24 protein-coding genes are annotated in these 16,873 nt (G+C 44.3%); 20 read left to right on the top strand and 4 right to left on the bottom strand.

The window, feature by feature from the left end:
• Position 1: 1 nt before the first annotated feature.
• From ACSQ2E_RS17920 to arsC, 9 genes are all read left to right on the top strand, one after another.
• Entirely contained in the window at positions 2-481 is a 480-nt protein-coding gene (locus ACSQ2E_RS17920) for a GyrI-like domain-containing protein (protein ID WP_435992740.1), read from the top strand.
• Between the two features lie 2 nt (positions 482-483).
• The gene (locus ACSQ2E_RS17915) at positions 484-693 is read left to right on the top strand and encodes a hypothetical protein (protein ID WP_435992738.1); all 210 of its coding nucleotides are present in this window, start codon (positions 484-486) and stop codon (positions 691-693) included.
• Positions 694-730: 37 nt separating this feature from the next.
• Positions 731-1,159 carry a hypothetical protein gene (locus tag ACSQ2E_RS17910; RefSeq protein WP_435992736.1) on the top strand — a complete coding sequence of 143 codons (429 nt, stop codon included), beginning with the start codon at positions 731-733 and terminating at the stop codon, positions 1,157-1,159.
• Positions 1,160-1,415: 256 nt separating this feature from the next.
• Positions 1,416-2,003, top strand: a complete 588-nt coding sequence (locus tag ACSQ2E_RS17905) for a histidine phosphatase family protein (RefSeq protein ID WP_435992734.1) — start codon at positions 1,416-1,418, stop codon at positions 2,001-2,003.
• Entirely contained in the window at positions 2,000-2,464 is a 465-nt protein-coding gene (locus ACSQ2E_RS17900; protein ID WP_435992732.1) for an NUDIX hydrolase, read from the top strand. Before ACSQ2E_RS17905 ends, ACSQ2E_RS17900 begins: the two co-directional genes overlap by 4 nt.
• Positions 2,465-2,529: 65 nt before the next feature.
• Positions 2,530-3,003, top strand: a complete 474-nt coding sequence (locus ACSQ2E_RS17895) for a DinB family protein (RefSeq protein WP_435992730.1) — start codon at positions 2,530-2,532, stop codon at positions 3,001-3,003.
• A gap of 239 nt (positions 3,004-3,242) precedes the next feature.
• On the top strand, positions 3,243-3,578 hold the full coding sequence (locus tag ACSQ2E_RS17890; RefSeq protein WP_435992728.1) for an ArsR/SmtB family transcription factor: 336 nt from the start codon (positions 3,243-3,245) through the stop codon (positions 3,576-3,578).
• A gap of 19 nt (positions 3,579-3,597) precedes the next feature.
• A complete protein-coding gene (locus tag ACSQ2E_RS17885; RefSeq protein ID WP_435992726.1) occupies positions 3,598-4,887 on the top strand; it encodes an arsenic transporter in 1,290 nt (429 codons plus the stop codon).
• Positions 4,888-4,911: 24 nt separating this feature from the next.
• Positions 4,912-5,334, top strand: coding sequence for an arsenate reductase (thioredoxin) (gene arsC / locus ACSQ2E_RS17880; protein ID WP_435992724.1), 423 nt, complete (start codon positions 4,912-4,914; stop codon positions 5,332-5,334).
• 112 nt (positions 5,335-5,446) lie between these two features.
• Here the strand turns inward: arsC and ACSQ2E_RS17875 are convergent, their stop codons facing one another.
• The 3 genes from ACSQ2E_RS17875 to ACSQ2E_RS17865 all read right to left on the bottom strand — a co-directional run bounded on the left by ACSQ2E_RS17875 (position 5,447) and on the right by ACSQ2E_RS17865 (position 6,883).
• Positions 5,447-6,313 (bottom strand): permease, encoded by an 867-nt coding sequence (locus ACSQ2E_RS17875; RefSeq protein ID WP_435992722.1) that lies wholly within the window; start codon positions 6,311-6,313, stop codon positions 5,447-5,449.
• Positions 6,314-6,334: 21 nt separating this feature from the next.
• On the bottom strand, positions 6,335-6,490 hold the full coding sequence (locus tag ACSQ2E_RS17870) for a hypothetical protein (protein WP_435992720.1): 156 nt from the start codon (positions 6,488-6,490) through the stop codon (positions 6,335-6,337).
• Between the two features lie 69 nt (positions 6,491-6,559).
• Positions 6,560-6,883: an ArsR/SmtB family transcription factor gene (locus tag ACSQ2E_RS17865; protein ID WP_435992718.1), complete on the bottom strand. Its 324-nt coding sequence runs from the start codon at positions 6,881-6,883 to the stop codon at positions 6,560-6,562.
• A 343-nt stretch (positions 6,884-7,226) separates the two neighbouring features.
• Between ACSQ2E_RS17865 and ACSQ2E_RS17860 the strand changes: the two genes are divergently transcribed.
• The 7 genes from ACSQ2E_RS17860 (at position 7,227) to ACSQ2E_RS17830 (ending at position 12,864) form a co-directional block, all read left to right on the top strand.
• The gene (locus ACSQ2E_RS17860; protein ID WP_435992716.1) at positions 7,227-7,373 is read left to right on the top strand and encodes a hypothetical protein; all 147 of its coding nucleotides are present in this window, start codon (positions 7,227-7,229) and stop codon (positions 7,371-7,373) included.
• A gap of 260 nt (positions 7,374-7,633) precedes the next feature.
• On the top strand, positions 7,634-9,112 hold the full coding sequence (locus ACSQ2E_RS17855; protein ID WP_435992714.1) for a SulP family inorganic anion transporter: 1,479 nt from the start codon (positions 7,634-7,636) through the stop codon (positions 9,110-9,112).
• 178 nt (positions 9,113-9,290) lie between these two features.
• On the top strand, positions 9,291-10,565 hold the full coding sequence (locus tag ACSQ2E_RS17850) for a neutral/alkaline non-lysosomal ceramidase N-terminal domain-containing protein (protein ID WP_435992712.1): 1,275 nt from the start codon (positions 9,291-9,293) through the stop codon (positions 10,563-10,565).
• Positions 10,566-10,738: 173 nt separating this feature from the next.
• Positions 10,739-11,278, top strand: coding sequence for a GNAT family N-acetyltransferase (locus ACSQ2E_RS17845; RefSeq protein WP_435992710.1), 540 nt, complete (start codon positions 10,739-10,741; stop codon positions 11,276-11,278).
• A 17-nt stretch (positions 11,279-11,295) separates the two neighbouring features.
• Positions 11,296-11,667 carry an iron chaperone gene (locus tag ACSQ2E_RS17840; protein ID WP_435992708.1) on the top strand — a complete coding sequence of 124 codons (372 nt, stop codon included), beginning with the start codon at positions 11,296-11,298 and terminating at the stop codon, positions 11,665-11,667.
• 18 nt (positions 11,668-11,685) lie between these two features.
• Positions 11,686-12,276, top strand: a complete 591-nt coding sequence (locus ACSQ2E_RS17835) for a YdeI/OmpD-associated family protein (RefSeq protein ID WP_435992706.1) — start codon at positions 11,686-11,688, stop codon at positions 12,274-12,276.
• Between the two features lie 24 nt (positions 12,277-12,300).
• Positions 12,301-12,864 (top strand): GNAT family N-acetyltransferase, encoded by a 564-nt coding sequence (locus ACSQ2E_RS17830; protein ID WP_435992704.1) that lies wholly within the window; start codon positions 12,301-12,303, stop codon positions 12,862-12,864.
• 7 nt (positions 12,865-12,871) lie between these two features.
• Here ACSQ2E_RS17830 and ACSQ2E_RS17825 read toward each other — a convergent pair whose 3' ends face one another.
• Positions 12,872-14,221: a polysaccharide deacetylase family protein gene (locus tag ACSQ2E_RS17825; RefSeq protein WP_435992703.1), complete on the bottom strand. Its 1,350-nt coding sequence runs from the start codon at positions 14,219-14,221 to the stop codon at positions 12,872-12,874.
• A 197-nt stretch (positions 14,222-14,418) separates the two neighbouring features.
• Here ACSQ2E_RS17825 and ACSQ2E_RS17820 point away from each other — a divergent pair, with 197 nt between their 5' ends.
• From ACSQ2E_RS17820 to ACSQ2E_RS17805, 4 genes are read left to right on the top strand one after another with little or no spacing between them, the layout of a single operon-like run.
• Positions 14,419-15,576, top strand: a complete 1,158-nt coding sequence (locus tag ACSQ2E_RS17820) for an FtsW/RodA/SpoVE family cell cycle protein (RefSeq protein ID WP_435992702.1) — start codon at positions 14,419-14,421, stop codon at positions 15,574-15,576.
• 11 nt (positions 15,577-15,587) lie between these two features.
• Positions 15,588-15,881 (top strand): hypothetical protein, encoded by a 294-nt coding sequence (locus ACSQ2E_RS17815; protein WP_435992701.1) that lies wholly within the window; start codon positions 15,588-15,590, stop codon positions 15,879-15,881.
• A 5-nt stretch (positions 15,882-15,886) separates the two neighbouring features.
• Positions 15,887-16,558 (top strand): zinc dependent phospholipase C family protein, encoded by a 672-nt coding sequence (locus tag ACSQ2E_RS17810; protein ID WP_435992699.1) that lies wholly within the window; start codon positions 15,887-15,889, stop codon positions 16,556-16,558.
• 52 nt (positions 16,559-16,610) lie between these two features.
• Positions 16,611-16,871 (top strand): hypothetical protein, encoded by a 261-nt coding sequence (locus tag ACSQ2E_RS17805; RefSeq protein WP_435992697.1) that lies wholly within the window; start codon positions 16,611-16,613, stop codon positions 16,869-16,871.
• The last annotated feature ends 2 nt before the right edge of the window (positions 16,872-16,873 follow it).

Raw genomic sequence — 16,873 nt, 5'->3', positions numbered from 1 at the left:
CATGGCAGAATTGAAAAGCGTTGGAGAAGTGAAATTAGTGGGGCTCAGGGTCGTGTGCCCCGGTGACGAATACGTGCAGGAAATCCCGAAAGCGGCGGTGAGGTTACAAGAGAGAAAGGGTGAAATCCAAAACGTGTTGCAACCGGACCAGCAGATCGGCGCCTTTATCGTAGAAGAATCATCCCCGGAAGAAGACGGTTACTGGATCGGATTGCAGGTAAGTGAGTATGGAGACATTCCAGCAGACATGACCACCTTGACCATCCCTGCCAGTACATATGGAACGATCCTTCACCAGGGACCCAATCATGACATACGGCAGAGCTACGAGCAGCTGCACCAGTGGATCCATGAAAACGGGTATACCCGTTCCACCAAGAGCTGGAATCTTGAAATCTATCAAAAAGAAAACCAGCCTGGGGACCCTTCTGATGTACGGGTGGAATTGTATGATGCCATTCTGCCTCAAGGGGAGGAGTAGAGTTGAAGAGGACTTCCTTCATGGTCGCAAGTTTATTATTGGTCGGCGGCTGCCAAGGCATCAATTCGGACCTGACGGAAGAACAGGCAAAAGCCATCGTCATGAAGCACCATGGCAACACGGTTGAAATCATCTCCGTCACCAAGGAGTGGAACAAGTATATTGTTTCTTGGGAGAATGAAGGAAATTGTGAGTGGGGAAAGACACTGTGAATTCTGTAGGTAAAATTGAAAAAGGGGAGACCTCTATATGTTGAGGCGTGGATGCATAATATTTATTCCGCTTATTTTAATCCTTGTGCTAGGAGCCTGCACAACTGATATTGCAGGAAATGAAAAACAAAACATCGTCGTCGAGAAGCAGGTCGGAGATGAGGATCAATATGAAGAGTTTAACACGGTCACGGATACAAAGCAGGTGGAAGAGGTAAGGGGAATCCTTCATGATACCCATTGGAAGGAAGCACAAGTAGACTTCGTCCATCCTCCTGACTATCGGTTTATTTACAAATTTAAAAATCCGAATATCGATGCCAAGCCCGTGCTGCACCAGGTCTGGATCAGTCCGAAGAAGGATAAGCTGGAAGTGATGCAGGGGATTCGAGAGTATGCGCAGTTACCAAAGGCTGAATCTGCCCGTTTGTTTGAAATTTTGACAGGGGAGAGTTTAGGGGACTGAGCGGGGGATCTAAGTGTAAAGAAAATTCGACAAACCTGCACGATTATCTCATATCCGGCACGAATTTTTCTATTCCCGCACGATAATCGTGTAAACCGCATGATTGTGGCAGGTCCCGCATAAAAGTGATTGAAACCGGCATGATTCCTGTTTCCGGGGCCGATTCTTAGTGCTACCAGGATAAGAGATTGGTAGGTTCCCAATAAGTTTTTCCAAAAGAGGACAAATTTTTAAAATGAAAGGAGAAAATCTTGATTTGAGTACTTACATCTATATGATAAGACACGGCGACTCACCGAAAGAAGGTCCTGAACGTACACGGGGATTAACGGAAAAAGGGATAGCCGATGCCCAAAAAGTGACCGAGCTGCTGCAAAAGGAAGACATGGACGTCGTGGTATCGAGTCCCTACCTCCGTTCAGTTCTAACGGTGGAAGGGATAAGTCAGCATATCGGACAATCTGTGATCGTGGAAGAAGACCTGAAGGAACGGATCTTTTCCACAAATAACAACCGGATTTCCGACCAGGAACTCGGACCATTGCTGGAGGCGTCGTTCCGCGACCCGGATTTTGCCTTAAAGGAGGCAGAATCCAATGCCGAATGTCAAAGTCGGGCCATTACCGTGTTGGATACACTCTTACATACATATAAAGGAAAGAAGATTGCGGTCGGCACACATGGAGCCATCATGACGCTGATGATGGGCCATTATGACAGCCGCTATGATTTGAGTTTCCTGCACAGTACGACCAAACCGGATATTTATCGGATGGAATTTAATGGTTTGGAACTGGTAGGGGTCCAGCGGTTGTGGACTGACACGAAAAGGGTGATGACATGAGCGAAGTACCAATCAGATGCACAGGAATCGCCGTCGTATTACTAAAAAAAGAGGGGAATCAACAAAAAGTATTACTCGTGAAAAGAGCCGAGGCGGTTTTAAAAGATGCATGGTGCTATATCGGCGGAGGAATCGAAGAAGGCGAGAAAGCATGGGAAGCTGCATACAGAGAGGTGGAAGAAGAGACAGGCATCACGAACCTTTCCTTATATTCTGCTAACACCTTTGATCGGATTTATTCCATTGAAGGGAATTACATATACATCGCTCCTGTGTTTGTGGGATTCGTACGAGATGATCAGAAAGTCGTGTTAAACGAAGAGCATAGTGATTATAGATGGTTGTCCTTTAAAGATGCAATGGGCATTGTGTCTTTACCTGGAAATGAGGAAGTACTAGCGTTTATCGAGAAGCATTTCGTAAAGAAAGAGGCTCACGATTATCTGCAGGTTAAACGTTAAGAGAGTTTACTGGATTTTAAAAGCACGAAAATAAAGTGAGGAACCATAAAAGGAGAGTGCAAAAAATGGATGTTTTCGAAAGCCAATATGACTGGATCCGCCGTACCAGAGAGTTATTATTTCGTTATTGTGAAACCATGTCCCCATCCGATTATGTAAAAGAACTTGATTCATTCGGTGGTGACTCCATTCGGAATCTGCACGTTCACGTAGCGGATTGTTATCGTGTATGGCTGGGAAGTCGTGCTCTAGGTCGGTCTTTTCCTAAAATCACTCCAGATTCCGCAACCACTGTAGAAGAAATGCGTGAAATTTTCAGGAAGACTGATGACCTGCTTCATGAATTTCTAGAGGAGTTCAAAGGGAATTGGGATCACACCATGCACATATCCTTCGGGGAAGGTGAAAGTGCAGAAATCTCTGCATTATGGCTGTATACTCATACCGTCACACACGAATTCCACCATAAAGGACAAATCGTGAAAATAGGCAGACAGCTGGGATATATTCCTCCTGATACGGATCTCATCGAGCCTTAATCGTTTCAGTTGGTTGCTGCCTGTTTTACTATTACTTAATAATATATTAAACTCTTTCACCGGGGAACAATCTCCGGTTTTTTTCTGTAGTCCAATTCCTTTTCTCCAGCTCTTCACAAAACCAGTATATAGTGTTCAACAAATTTAAAGTTGCTTCTAAGTAGAGTGCAAAAACGTCTTGCAATCTATATATAAGTGAACTATTATATAAGCATACAATTATATAAGGAGGTGGCGAGTTGACGGTTGAACTAGACAAATCTGCCACAATTTTAAAGTTATTAGGGGATAAGACCCGATTGACGATGGTGAAAATACTAGATACGAATGACTGCTGTGTGTGTGAATTTGTGGAAATCTTCAAAGCAAGTCAGCCTGCGATCAGTCAACATGTCCGCAAATTAAGGGATGTGGGGATCGTGAGGGAGAAACGCCGGGGTCAATGGATTATTTATTCGCTTAACCGCGACAGTGAATACTTTCCGATGATCCAAAGCCTCCTTGACCACCTGCCGAACCAGGACTTCAAATTGATGGAGTTGGAGGAGCAGGGCTTACGCATTTCTTGTGATTAATAGGAGGTAAAAAAGAATTATGACAATATTGGCATCTGTGATTTTTCTCATCACCCTTGTGTTCGTCATTTGGCAGCCTAAAGGGCTTTCCATCGGATGGTCCGCAATCGGCGGAGCCATCTTGGCGCTGATAGTGGGGGTTGTCGATTTTGGCGACGTGGTCGATGTGACCGGCATTGTCTGGAATGCGACATTAGCATTTATTGCGATTATTATTATTTCTCTCATTCTTGATGAGATCGGATTTTTTGAATGGGCTGCCTTGCATATGGCAAGGGCGGCAAAAGGAAACGGCGTAATGATGTTCATCTACGTATCACTCCTCGGTGCAGTGGTGGCGGCTCTTTTCGCCAACGATGGAGCGGCACTGATTCTGACACCGATTGTCCTTGCGATGGTACGGAATCTGAATTTCAGTGAGAAGCTTGTGTTCCCGTTCATCATAGCCAGCGGATTCATCGCTGATACGACATCTCTTCCTTTAGTGGTAAGTAACCTGGTGAACATCGTGTCCGCTGACTTCTTCGGAATCGGATTTGTGGAGTTTGCTTCCCGGATGATTGTTCCGAATCTGTTTTCACTCGGAGCAAGTATACTGGTCCTTTATCTCTTTTTCCGAAAGAGCATCCCGAAGAATTATGATGTTTCTCAGCTTAAGAAACCGGTGGATGCCATACAGGATATCAAGATGTTCCGTCTTTCCTGGGTGGTGCTCTCGATTCTCCTTATCGGCTACTTCGCCAGTGAATTCATTGGCGTGCCGGTTTCCATCATTGCAGGGATCGTAGCCATCTTCTTCTTGTTCATGGCCAGAAGGAGTGCAGCCGTCAATACGAAAACCGTCATCAAAGGCGCTCCGTGGGCGATCGTGTTCTTCTCGATTGGCATGTACGTGGTCGTATATGGCCTGCGTAACGTAGGGCTGACCAATGTGCTGGCGGATGTCATCCAGATGACGGCGGACCAGGGATTATTTGCGGCAACGGTCGGAATGGGCTTCATCGCGGCGATCCTATCGTCCATCATGAACAATATGCCGACGGTGATGATCGATGCCCTGGCGATTGCCGGTACAGATACGACGGGTGTCACACGTGAAGCATTGATCTATGCCAATGTCATCGGTTCGGATTTAGGACCGAAGATCACCCCCATCGGATCACTGGCCACATTACTATGGCTCCACGTCCTTTCATTAAAAGGAGTGAAAATCTCCTGGGGGACGTATTTTAAAACAGGAATCATCCTGACCATCCCAACCCTTTTCATCACATTGGTCGGGCTATATCTATGGTTATTAATCATCTAACAAACATTAAAGGAGAGATTCAACATGCCAAAGAAAACCATCTACTTCCTATGTACAGGTAATTCATGCCGAAGCCAAATGGCAGAAGGCTGGGCTAAAAAGCACTTAAGTGACGAGTGGAACGTATACAGCGCAGGAATCGAAGCGCACGGTTTAAATCCTAATGCGGTAAAAGCAATGAAAGAAGTCGATATTGATATCACAAATCAAACATCCGATATCATCGATCCTGAAATCCTGAATAACGCTGATCTGGTCGTCACATTATGCGGGGATGCAGCGGATAAATGTCCGATGACCCCTCCTCAAGTGAAACGTGTTCATTGGGGATTCGACGACCCTGCGAAGGCGGAAGGTACCGAAGAAGAGAAATGGGCATTCTTCCAACGCGTACGTGACGAGGTTGGGGAGAGAATCCATAGTTTTGCGGAGACCGGTGAATACTAGGTTTGATAGGACAAATGAAACTATAATGAAGAAACAGCTCCTGATGGGGGAGAGAGTAATCGTTGTTAGTAGGAAAGGCAGCTGCATAAGTGCAGCTGCCTTTTTCAATCCATCAGACAAAGTAGAAGATGAATCCTGATACGGTAGACATAGTGATCACTGATAAAACAAAGGTCATGACCAGTTGTTTTTTGAATATGGATTTTAGAAGGACCACTTCAGGAAGACTGGCTCCCGCTGAACTGATCATCATCGCCATAACAGGTCCGAGTGCCATTCCTTTCATGATTAAAATCTGTGAAATGGGGATCATACTTGAAAGACGTATATATAAAGGAACCCCGACAATGGCAGCGATCGGTATGAGCCACCAATGGTCCCTCCCGAAGAAACTGGAGATCCATTCCGTCGGTACGAGCCCATGGATGACGGCACCGATGGCTGCACCAATGATGAGATAGGGATAGACACTTCTCATCAAGTCAACGGTTTCCTTCCAAGCTCCCTTCATGGAGAACTTCTTCTCTTCTTCATTGAACCCGGTCATCATGACGTTCTTGACATACTTTTCAAATCCGAATGCCTCGAGCAAGAAGCCGATGCTAATAGAGAAGATGGTCGTAATCACTGTATAAATAAAGGCTACTTTCCACCCGAGTACGACCCCCATAATCGTGAGGATTGTGGGATCTAAAACGGGTGAAGCGAATAAGAAGATCATCACGATTCCAAACGGCAGTTTCTTTTTCAACATGTTCACCACAACAGGTATCGTTGAACACGAGCAAAATGGAGTGACAAATGCAAAAACGATTGCAGCGGCGGCACCCCAAACCTTGTTTTTCCCTGAAATCATTTTCTCGATTTTTTCATAAGGGATGACTCCTTGCAGTAGACTGATGGCGAATGAAATGACCACAAACAAAACCGTTAATTCCAGTGCAATTTCCAGAAAGCTTTTAACAGTTTCCCCCCACATATTGATGATCCCCTTTCCTGATTAAACTGCCGGGCAGCAAGGGCTGCAGCATATTTGCTCTTCGATTTTCTTAGTGAAGAGGGATGATGCCGGTTTAGCGTGATACATGGCTACCCTTTCCTGCATGTCGCTTCTTTTTTCCTTTAAGATCATTTCTTCTTTATAGAAGTTAAACATTTGTATCTCCTCAATTAATCAAAATAAGTTGATTTATAAATCAAAAAAATTGATATAAACTTTAAAAATTTAACAGGATGGCCTGAACAGGCAGCATAATTCGGCTGAAAGCAGTTGGTTGATCTCTTCCTGGTTCAAGCTGTAATAACTCCAAGTTCCCTTAGTTTCTTTCTTAACAATGTTTGCATCTAAGAGAATTTTTAAATGATACGATAATTTGGACTGCTTCATATCCATAAGTGGAGCCAGGTCACATACACACATTTCGCCTTTCATCGTCAATATGTTCATGATCTGAAGCCTTTTTTGATCGGCAATGGCTTTGAACTTCTGTTCGTAAGTTTCAAAAATCTTTGTGTCCGATACGTCTTGTAATGGAATGTCGTTTGTCATCACTCAATCCTCGTTTCTCATCAATTTTTCTTGATGTAATCATCTTATATCCATTATTTTCATGTGTCAAGTGTTAAATCAAATAGTTTTGATATATCCTATGCAGCGGACTGTGTGTCGGTTCTTAAAATCAACTTTTTTTGATTTATTAGTTGCTATTTTGAAAAGTGAAACATATACTATGAGTATAAATCAAATAAAGTTGATGTATGATATTGATCAATTTTATTTGATTTAAAAAATGGAAGGGGATGGATTGAAATGAATTTCATTAAGATTTTACTAGGGGATAAGAAAAGCGATTCTCAAGATTGTTGTCAGATAAAGATAAAAGAAGTAGAAAATGAGTGTTGTTGTTCTTCTGAAGGAAACGAAGAAAGCAAGTGCTGTTAATCTTTGTACCGATAAAATAGAAGAGAGCTTTGCGATGAATGGAACCCCTTCGGCCAGTGAGCTGAAGGGGTTCTGTTATTTTATTAAACATGAATGAATCTCCCTTCTATGTTGTTTCAGGGTTTTAAGGAATTCTACTATAATCATCTATTATCCTTCAATGTGATTTTAATAGAAGTTGAATTGTATCGAAAACAAGCGTATATCAAAGTAAATAAAAGTAAAATAGGTTAGTCATCGTTTTAATGAACACTTCACAATCGATGGAATTCGTTATATAATGGCCCTTGTGTTTAACGGACCCGACTTTCATGAGAGTTGAAAGTCAATAAAAATTTTTAAAAAAAGAGGTGCATAATGAATTTATCAACAATTAAATCTCAGTGGTTTGGAAACATCCGTGGGGATGTCCTGGCAGGTACGGTTGTAGCCATGGCTTTGATTCCGGAGGCCATTGCGTTCTCAATAATAGCGGGTGTCGATCCGATGGTCGGATTGTACGCTTCCTTCTGTATTGCCGTGGTCATTGCCTTTGTAGGGGGGCGCCCCGGGATGATATCCGCTGCGACCGGTGCAACGGCTCTGGTAATGGTAAACCTTGTGGCCGATCACGGGCTGCAGTATCTACTGGCCGCCACCATTCTGACGGGTGTCATTCAGATCATTATGGGTGTATGTAAGTTAGGACGATTAATGAAGTTTGTTCCGCGTTCCGTCATGATCGGGTTTGTGAATGCCTTGGCTATTCTTATCTTTACGGCACAATTACCGCATTTTGTCGATGAATCATGGGTGATGTATGCGATGGTAGCCGGAGCGTTGGCGATCATTTATATTCTCCCACGCTTCACCAAAGCGGTTCCATCTCCTTTGGTTGCCATCATTGCCATCACAGTGGTCGCTGTTTTGATCAATAGTGATGTGCGGACCGTGGGTGACATGGGGCAACTGACTCAGTCGTTACCGATCTTCTTGATCCCTGATATTCCGTTTACCTTTGAAACACTACAGATTATCTTTCCCTATTCGCTTTCCATTGCGATTGTCGGATTGGTTGAATCCTTTTTGACCGCATCCATCGTGGATGATATGACGGATACAACAAGTGATAAGAACCAGGAAGCAAAAGGGCAGGGGATGGCGAATATCATTTCTGCTTTCTTTGGCGGGATGGCAGGCTGTGCCATGATCGGTCAGTCGGTCATCAACGTGAAGTCAGGCGGGAGAGGGCGTTTGTCTACATTGGTAGCAGGTGTATTCTTGATGATCCTGATCCTGTTGTTGAACGACTTCCTTGTCACCATTCCCATGGCGGCACTAGTCGGAGTGATGTTCATGGTTTCAATCGGGACATTCGATTGGGCATCCATTAAGAATCTTCATAAGACGCCATTATCAGATACGGTCGTGATGTTGGCGACGGTCATTACCGTGCTCCTCACCCATGATTTATCAAAAGGGGTACTGGTTGGAATCATCTTGAGTGCCATATTCTTTGCCTCCAAGATTTCGAAAGTGAAGATTACGACGCTATCCACCGATCAACCGCATAAAAAGGTTTATCGGGTATCAGGTCAGTTATTCTTTGCTTCCGTAACGGAGTTCGTTGAATCGTTTGATTTCACTGAACCGGTGAAAGAAGTGGCGCTAAACCTTACGGATGCCCATCTTTGGGATGACTCTGCTGTAGGGGCCATCGATAAAGTGGTCATCAAATATCACCAGAACGGTGTGAAGGTCACCTTGATCGGATTGAACGAAGAAAGCAATAAACTTGTGAACAGGCTGGCTGTTCACAATCAGCCTGGCGGTCTTGATAAAGCCGTCGGACATTAATAGGAAAGCTCTTTGTCTGTGGCAGACAAAGAGCTTTTTTTTGTGTGCCTTTGTTTCTCCATAAATGTCTCTAAAATATTTCCTTGAGTAGGTTGCCTGGTTTTGGAATAATTGGAGGAGAGATTAGAAATGAAAATCTTTACCAATTAAAAAAAGTTTCGAACAAGGAGAGGGAAAATTGAGCAGAGTAGGAGTGTACAAGATTGATATAACGCCTCCTTTAGGCATCGATTTTATCGGGTACCACAGACCTGAAGGAATTAGGAATATAGATGAACGTATTTTTTCCACAGCATTCGTGTTTGAAAACAACCAAGATACATCAGTTTTTATCAGCGTAGATAACATTGGACTGCTGATTGAGGATACGTCAGTGATTCGTGAACGGATTGCCGCTGAATTGAACGTGTCCTATGAGAAAATAACGGTCGTCTACACTCATACCCATTCGGGACCCGCGACGGTCAGTAGCAGGGAATTAGTGAAAGCCTATAAAACCATTCTGATTGAAAATACGGTGAAGGCCGCTGTAATGGCACATGAACGTCTGCAACCTTCTGAAGTGGGCTGGAATGTCACTCTTGCAGATATCGGAGTGAATCGAAGAGAAGAAACAGCGGGCGGAAGAGTGAAGATGGGGACCAATGAGAATGGGGTGGTGGATAAGCGAATCGGGATTATGGCTATTCGACATCAACAGGATCGCACACTTTCAGGGGCCATCGTATTCTGTACGGCCCATCCCAATGTCCTGAAATCGGATAGTGATAGCCTGTCCGGGGACTATCCTGGAGAGTCGAGAAAGATCCTTGAACAGACACTGGGCTGCCCCGTCATCATCGTTCAAGGTGCCGCAGGGAATGTGAATGCCAGATACCGTGGCTCACGGGAAGCGTTGGAAAAGATGGCATATGCTTTGAGTGGCAGTGTTTTGACGATGATTCCTTCCATTGAGTATAAGAAGATTTCTAAATTAAACACACAGTCGACTATCATGCCGATGACATTAATCGAAATCCCGAAACCAGAGGGGATCGAAAGAATGGCCACCAACGCCGAGGAACAATGGGGAGTCAATACAAGCAAATGGCTTACCCATATGTTAGGGAAATACAAACAGGATGACAGACACATCTCGATTGACTTGGAAATCCAATCATTCCGGGTTAACGAAGGTTCTTTTTCGGGAATCCCCATGGAGCCTTTTTCAGAGTCTGCCCTTGAGGTCCATGAGAAATTGAATGATCCCCTTGCCTTCTTTGGAGGCTATACCAATGGCTATTTGGGTTATTTACCTACAAAGGAAGCATATCCATATGGGGGATACGAAGTGGAACTGAATCCAGTGGTGTACGGCCCGATTACAAATCTTTGGATGCCACCGGCAGAAGACACATCCCAAAAAGTAGTTCACAGAGTACTCGAAATGCACAGAGAATGTGAAAGAAGGTAGACGTTCAGAACTAAACCAACATGCCGAGCGTCTTCAGAGGCTATTCTAACCGCAGCGCCCCTTTAGGAGACATACTTTCTCGTTTCTGCTTGATTTATAAAGGAAAACCGATAACCAACAGAGAAATACCTACATAAGAGATTACACAAGCTGATGACAAGGGAATGATAGTGATGAATCTGCAATATGAAGTGATTCCTGAAGAACAAGCCGAGTACTGCCGGGAACTTTGCAATGAACTGATGCTCTTTCAGAAGTCGAAAGCATTCATTGCGCCGGAACGGTTTGACACGATGGATTTTGACACACGGATGCTGCCATCGATTCGAAGTGCCGTACATAATTATCTGGTAATCGTGAAAGATCCGGAAAAAAGTGAAGTCATCGCCTATGTGTATACCAACATATCACCGAAGGAAGCGTATTCGAATGATTTTGCCACGTTTTTCGACCTTTCATCTGTTCAAAAAGAAAACGTCGGGTGCTTATCGCAATTTTATATTAAAGAGGGGTATCGACAATACGGCATCGGATCGAAACTATTCACCTTGTCGATGGAGTGGTTGAGAAGTTACGAGGATGTAGAGGACTATTTTGTCTTTACTTCGAATGGAAACCATGAGGCGCTGGCATTCTACAAGCGAAAAGGATTCTCGGTTTCTCATGAGATTTTGAACGGTTTTATCACAGTATTACGAAGCAAAAGGAAGTAGTGAAGGAGGAAATTCAAATGGAAGTCTTTTCAACTTATTTAGCCGGGATCGACCATCCCGATCATCGTAATCGAATGGAAGAGATCCTGGGCTGGGTGCAGGAAACATTCCCACAACTGGAACCCGCCATCAAGTGGAATACACCCATGTTTACGGATCACGGTACCTTCATCATCGGGATCTCGACTGCGAAGCATCATGTGAGCGTTGCTCCTGAGGAAGTTACGATGACATACTTTGCCGATCGCATTAAGGAAGCCGGCTACAGTGCGACCAAAGGTTTATTTCGCATTCCTTGGAAAGATCCTGTCGATTACAGACTGCTTGAGGATATGATGACCTATAATATTCAGGAAAAAGCTGAATTTACGGGCTTTTGGCGAAAATAGAAGAGAGGAGTGTTGCATGTGATCAAGCCAAATCGCAAGGTTGATGGATTTATTAAAAAAGCGAAGCAGTGGAAAGAAGAATATGAGCGGCTGAGGAGTATCCTCCTCTCTTTTGAAGAGCTGGAAGAGGAAATCAAGTGGATGCATCCTTGTTACACGTTAGATGGAAAAAACATCGTGTTGATGCATGGATTCAAAGACTACTGTGCCCTCCTGTTTCACAAAGGGGCGTTACTCAAGGATCCTCATGGGATTCTGATCCAACAGACGGAGAATGTGCAGGCAGCCCGGCAGATCCGGTTCACCAGTGCAGAAGAAATCATTGAAATGAAGTCGATCCTGGAAGCCTACATACAGGAAGCAATCGAAGTAGAAAAAGCGGGTCTGGAAGTGGAATTGAAAAAGACGGAAGAATATCCGGTTCCCGATGAACTGCAGCAGAAATTCGAGGAAATGCCTGAATTGAAAACGGCTTTTGAAAACCTGACGCCGGGCCGTCAGAGGGCATACATTCTTTATATTTCAAAAGCAAAGCAAGCAAAAACCCGGGAGTCGAGGGTTGAAAAATATGTGCAGCATATTTTGGACGGTAAAGGATTAAATGACTAAAGAATGATGAAAGCAGGAAACGAAATGAGCAGCTCTTTTCCAATTATTGAAACAGATAGACTGATGTTACGGGAAGTCCTTCCAGCTGACGCTCCAGATATGTTGACTTACCTCTCTGACAAAATGGTGGTCCAGCATATGGGGCTGCCCCCATTTCAATCCGTTCAAGAGGTCCAGGGTGAAATCGGGTGGTATAGTGAAATCCGAGAAAGCGGTTCGGGCATTCGATGGGGGATAACGTTGAAGGGCGAAGGAAAGGTCATTGGAAGCTGCGGTTTCCTGAATCTACATCCAAAGCACTTTCGGGCGGAAGTAGGATTCGAATTGAACAGGGAGTATTGGGGGCAGGGGATAGCAGGTGAAGCGTTGGACGCTGTTGTCAATCATGGGTTTACACACCTTAATCTTGAGAGAATTGAAGCCTTGATTATACCTGATAATGACGCCTCGAGAAAACTGGTGGAAGAGAAAGGTTTCCACAAAGAAGGTCTTCTCAGACATTATGAATATACGTGCGGGCAGTTTGATGATTTACTCATGTATTCCCTTTTGAAAGGGGAAAATAAAGAAAAAAGGGATGAAGCATAAGGGGGCTTCATCCCTTTTTCATATTTCCATAGAAAGGGCTTGCGGCTTCCACTGCGAGTTTCGCCTGCAGCTGAGAGACGGTGAGAAACTCATACCCTTCTTTCTCAAGCATGGTCAATAATCCAGGAAGGGCATCGGCCGTAGTGGAATGAACATCATGAAGGAGGATGATGGCCCCGGGAGTCATTTCCTTCTCTACGGTAGAGTGGATGGCGTTCACCTGTTTGTTCTTCCAATCAAGTGAATCGACGGACCATAAGACGAGGGAGGATCCATTATCATGGGCAAGGCGTTCGACCTCTCCATCGATGGCCCCATAAGGAGGGCGCAGGACAGAGGGGAGCTGACCCGTGGCACTCATGATCTTCTGTCTGGAGGCGAGGACCTCCTTCGTCATTTGCTCCTTAGAGATTTTCGTCAAATCTTTGTGATGGTCAGAATGATTGCCGATTTCATGCCCGGCTTCTGCAACACCCTTTGCCACTTCCGGGTATTTCTCCGCCTGGCTGCCCAGCATGAAGAATGTGGCATGAACGTCATGGTCTTTCAACACCTTAAGAATCCGTGGTGTGACGTAGGGGTCCGGTCCGTCATCGAAGGTTAGGGCGACGTATTTTCCAGGTTCAATTGATGCCTTTGCCACTTCCAAGGAATCCGCAATCTTTTCATCCAGAAAGGGAAGGATGGCATGAATCGGAATGGTCAACTCGGTGGGACCGGATTCATCGATCTCATTAAAGTACAGGGTGAGTGCTGTTTCGTTGAGAGACCAGTTCCATGAGGCTGGATCCTGTAACGCCTTCTGCACTTTAGGTTCAGGATGTCCCATGAGGCGGTTCCGGATCATATTGCTCGCCTCTTTATTTATCTCCATGATGTCAGGCAACTTGACGATCTTCTTTTCAGCAGCATTGATGGTAAACGTCTTTACGTGTTCTATACCTCTGACGTCATCCACCAGCTGATAGGAATGAAAGAGTATGTGAAAGGTATCATCTGTCGATTTCGCACTGTCTGCCTGAATGACAAGGTGGGCACGTGAGCCATTACCCAGCTGCCTCTTGTTTTCCTTCACTTTTTTTAAAAAGGCTTTCTTTTCATTGTTAATCCATCCTTGGATGGGTTTTTTTATGCTCTTATCTTCCATTTTCGGTGTTTTGATGGACATCGTATATGTATCTGCATTCTTGGTTTCCGTTTTAAAGTCAATGGTCAGAGGGGACGCATTACCTGAATCAGGCTCGAATCGAATGGCCTCGACAAGGTGCGCCATTCCATAAATGAATGAAATGCCGATCACAGCCAACACCACCCAACCTGGCCAGCGTATCCTTCTGAAGGGAATCTTCTTCAACATCTCGTATCCTCTTTTCTGGTAAAAAAGTCATCCTTAAAAAACGAAACAATTCCAATTATTTCAAATTATTTATGATAATTCAATGATTCTTTCACGATTTTTAAATAAAATGGGAAAGAGTGGATGAACATGAAACTTCTTCACCCTTACAATCGTCTACTAAGAAGAGAGTTTTCAGGGACAGGTTAGGTGGGTTTATGGAAAGTAAGTGGAAAAAGTTCGATTTGGATTTAATGTTTCTTGTGTTTGTGTTTATGATCATCAGTTGCGTGTCGATTTACAGCGCGCAAAAATATTTGCCTTACGAAGACAATTTCGCTATGAAGCAATGTATATGGTTCATCGGCGGGGCTATTTTGACCTCCATCGTGTACTACTTCGATTTTGAACAGCTTAGAAGGTTATCCCCTTATTTGTACGGATTTGGCATCCTGCTGCTGGCCTTCCTGATGGTGGCCCCTTCAAGCATTGCGCCGATTATCAAAGGAACGAAGGCGTGGTTTTCCATCCCGGGATTTGGATCTTTACAGCCATCTGAATTCATGAAGGTCTTTCTCATTCTCTTCTTGGCCCATGTTATTTCCCGTCACAATGAAAAGGTCGAAGAGAGGACGTTAACTTCGGATGGATTTTTACTGTGTAAAGTCGTGGTGTTCACCTTCATCCCCCTGGGGTTCATCCTGAAGCAGCCCGATGCGGGGACCGGGATGTTCATCATATGCATCATGATCGGGATGGTCTTTATATCCGGAATCAATAAATATATACTTTTACTCTTATCGTTCTTAGGGGTATCAAGCATCGCTTCACTCCTCTGGGTGTTCATTTACCGAACAGAGGTATTGTTATTGTTTATGGGGCAGTATCAACTGGATCGAATCTACTCCTGGCTTGATCCGTTCGGAAACGGCCAGGGAATAGGCTATCAATTGAGATTATCCATTCTTGCGTCAGGGTCGGGCAAGATGACGGGGAAAGGATTCAACGACGGGCAGGTTGCCGTTCCTGAAGCCCATTCCGATTTCATCTTCACGGTCATTGGTGAGGAATTCGGGTTTGTCGGATCGTCCATCGTCCTGTGCCTGTATTTCGTGTTGATTTATAAAATCATCACCATCGTCCTACGTAATAAAGGTCAATATGAAATCCTGATTGGGGCAGGTATCATCTCCATGCTGACCTTTCATATTTTTGAAAATGTGGGAATGGTCATCGGACTGGTCCCGATCACCGGGATTCCCCTTCCGATGCTCAGCTACGGAGGAAGCTCCGTACTTGGCACGATCTTCGCCTTGAGCATCATCAATAACGTGTCGGCTACCACCAATGTGTATATGTTCGGGAGTAAAGAGTAAGGAGGGATAGGATGAAAAAATGGTGGATTCTATGGCTGCTGTCAATTCCCATTTGGTTGATCTCATACGTCTATTCCATCTTCATCACGGGCAAAATCGCCTATTTATCCCAATCAGAGTGTAAACCGATGTTCATTTTTACCCCTCAGGATGTTCAGTATTGCAGTGATATTTACCCGGTGGATGTGGTGCTAATTGCCTTAAAGACGAACCCGTTCACCTATATTTGGTTGCTGAGCGGCTTGTACTTGGTGGGGTTTATCGTATATGTGATCATCAGAAAAATAAAGGGAAAAAGGAGCTGAACACATTGGCAACGTGGATGGTACATTTCAGAATTGCAGAGAATTTGTTGAATAGAGGCTTACAGGTAGCGGAGAAAGAATTTCTCGTCGGGAATATCGGACCGGATTGCGGGTTGCCTGATCCAGAGACAGGAATCTTTTATCCTGACAAAATCGCCACCCATTTTAAAGATGATGGGGGCATAAACCCGGATCTGTTTTTGGAAAAGTACATAATGGAGGGAGAGGATTTCACCGATCCCCGCTCCTCCTTTTATTTAGGCTACTACCTCCATCTTGTGACCGATGTGGAGTGGAGCAGGATGCATCGTGAAAAGAAGAAAGAACCGGTATACCAAACGATACTCGGCACGCCCGAATACACGAGGAAGGTAAAAGGGGACTGGTATGGTTCGGATTTTGTATATTTACAAGAAAACGAGGATACGATTTTTCACCGGGTTTTCCAACATATTGAAAGTTTCCCGGATTACCTGGACATCTTTCCGGAAAATCAGATTACGAAACAGATCAAGCGGATCACGAAGTTTTATTACAGCGATTCCTATGCGTTTGCCTTGGAACCGGAGTATCGCTTTGACTATTTAACCCCGGCTGAAGTGACACGGTTTGTTGAGGAGACAACTGAGAAGCTCGCGGATATCCTTCATATAAACTTCCAAGAGAAGGTTATATAAAGAAATAATCTTAGAAATACCTATGAACCAATGAGAAGAAGGGGGCCACACCATGAAGGAAGAACAGGCCAGAAAGCATATTCATCTCATAATGGGTTATTCAGGACTCCTGCTCATAGGCTTGGCGGTCTTCAGGAATCTTTCCGTTGAAAAGGATCATGTTGAATATGGGATACTGACGTTCGGATCTCTTTTCCTGATCGTTTATTTCAAATTTGCAGATGACAAAATCGGTGCTACGAGGAAAGAAAAGGCGTTTTATCGAATAGGGTTAGTAGGGGTGCTCTGGATGATCGCGTTTTATTCAAATTAGTT

This window comes from Rossellomorea sp. LjRoot5, assembly GCF_964253455.1.
In the GTDB taxonomy this organism is placed as follows: domain Bacteria; phylum Bacillota; class Bacilli; order Bacillales; family Bacillaceae_B; genus Rossellomorea.
Note: the sequence above shows the minus strand (reverse complement) of the source record. Positions and strands in the feature narration are given on the sequence as shown.

What these genes read in the sequence shown, in the direction of transcription:
- ACSQ2E_RS17830 (WP_435992704.1), top strand. Translation starts at nt 12,301, where the DNA reads ATGAGCAGCTCTTTTCCAATTATTGAAACAGATAGACTGATGTTACGG.
- ACSQ2E_RS17900 (WP_435992732.1), top strand. Translation starts at nt 2,000, where the DNA reads ATGAGCGAAGTACCAATCAGATGCACAGGAATCGCCGTCGTATTACTA.
- ACSQ2E_RS17840 (WP_435992708.1), top strand. Translation starts at nt 11,296, where the DNA reads ATGGAAGTCTTTTCAACTTATTTAGCCGGGATCGACCATCCCGATCAT.
- ACSQ2E_RS17895 (WP_435992730.1), top strand. Translation starts at nt 2,530, where the DNA reads ATGGATGTTTTCGAAAGCCAATATGACTGGATCCGCCGTACCAGAGAG.
- ACSQ2E_RS17805 (WP_435992697.1), top strand. Translation starts at nt 16,611, where the DNA reads ATGAAGGAAGAACAGGCCAGAAAGCATATTCATCTCATAATGGGTTAT.
- ACSQ2E_RS17870 (WP_435992720.1), bottom strand. Translation starts at nt 6,490, where the DNA reads ATGTTTAACTTCTATAAAGAAGAAATGATCTTAAAGGAAAAAAGAAGC.
- ACSQ2E_RS17860 (WP_435992716.1), top strand. Translation starts at nt 7,227, where the DNA reads ATGAGTGTTGTTGTTCTTCTGAAGGAAACGAAGAAAGCAAGTGCTGTT.
- ACSQ2E_RS17820 (WP_435992702.1), top strand. Translation starts at nt 14,419, where the DNA reads ATGGAAAGTAAGTGGAAAAAGTTCGATTTGGATTTAATGTTTCTTGTG.
- ACSQ2E_RS17825 (WP_435992703.1), bottom strand. Translation starts at nt 14,221, where the DNA reads ATGTTGAAGAAGATTCCCTTCAGAAGGATACGCTGGCCAGGTTGGGTG.
- ACSQ2E_RS17875 (WP_435992722.1), bottom strand. Translation starts at nt 6,313, where the DNA reads ATGTGGGGGGAAACTGTTAAAAGCTTTCTGGAAATTGCACTGGAATTA.
- ACSQ2E_RS17910 (WP_435992736.1), top strand. Translation starts at nt 731, where the DNA reads ATGTTGAGGCGTGGATGCATAATATTTATTCCGCTTATTTTAATCCTT.
- ACSQ2E_RS17855 (WP_435992714.1), top strand. Translation starts at nt 7,634, where the DNA reads ATGAATTTATCAACAATTAAATCTCAGTGGTTTGGAAACATCCGTGGG.
- arsC (WP_435992724.1), top strand. Translation starts at nt 4,912, where the DNA reads ATGCCAAAGAAAACCATCTACTTCCTATGTACAGGTAATTCATGCCGA.
- ACSQ2E_RS17865 (WP_435992718.1), bottom strand. Translation starts at nt 6,883, where the DNA reads ATGACAAACGACATTCCATTACAAGACGTATCGGACACAAAGATTTTT.
- ACSQ2E_RS17885 (WP_435992726.1), top strand. Translation starts at nt 3,598, where the DNA reads ATGACAATATTGGCATCTGTGATTTTTCTCATCACCCTTGTGTTCGTC.
- ACSQ2E_RS17845 (WP_435992710.1), top strand. Translation starts at nt 10,739, where the DNA reads ATGAATCTGCAATATGAAGTGATTCCTGAAGAACAAGCCGAGTACTGC.
- ACSQ2E_RS17920 (WP_435992740.1), top strand. Translation starts at nt 2, where the DNA reads ATGGCAGAATTGAAAAGCGTTGGAGAAGTGAAATTAGTGGGGCTCAGG.
- ACSQ2E_RS17815 (WP_435992701.1), top strand. Translation starts at nt 15,588, where the DNA reads ATGAAAAAATGGTGGATTCTATGGCTGCTGTCAATTCCCATTTGGTTG.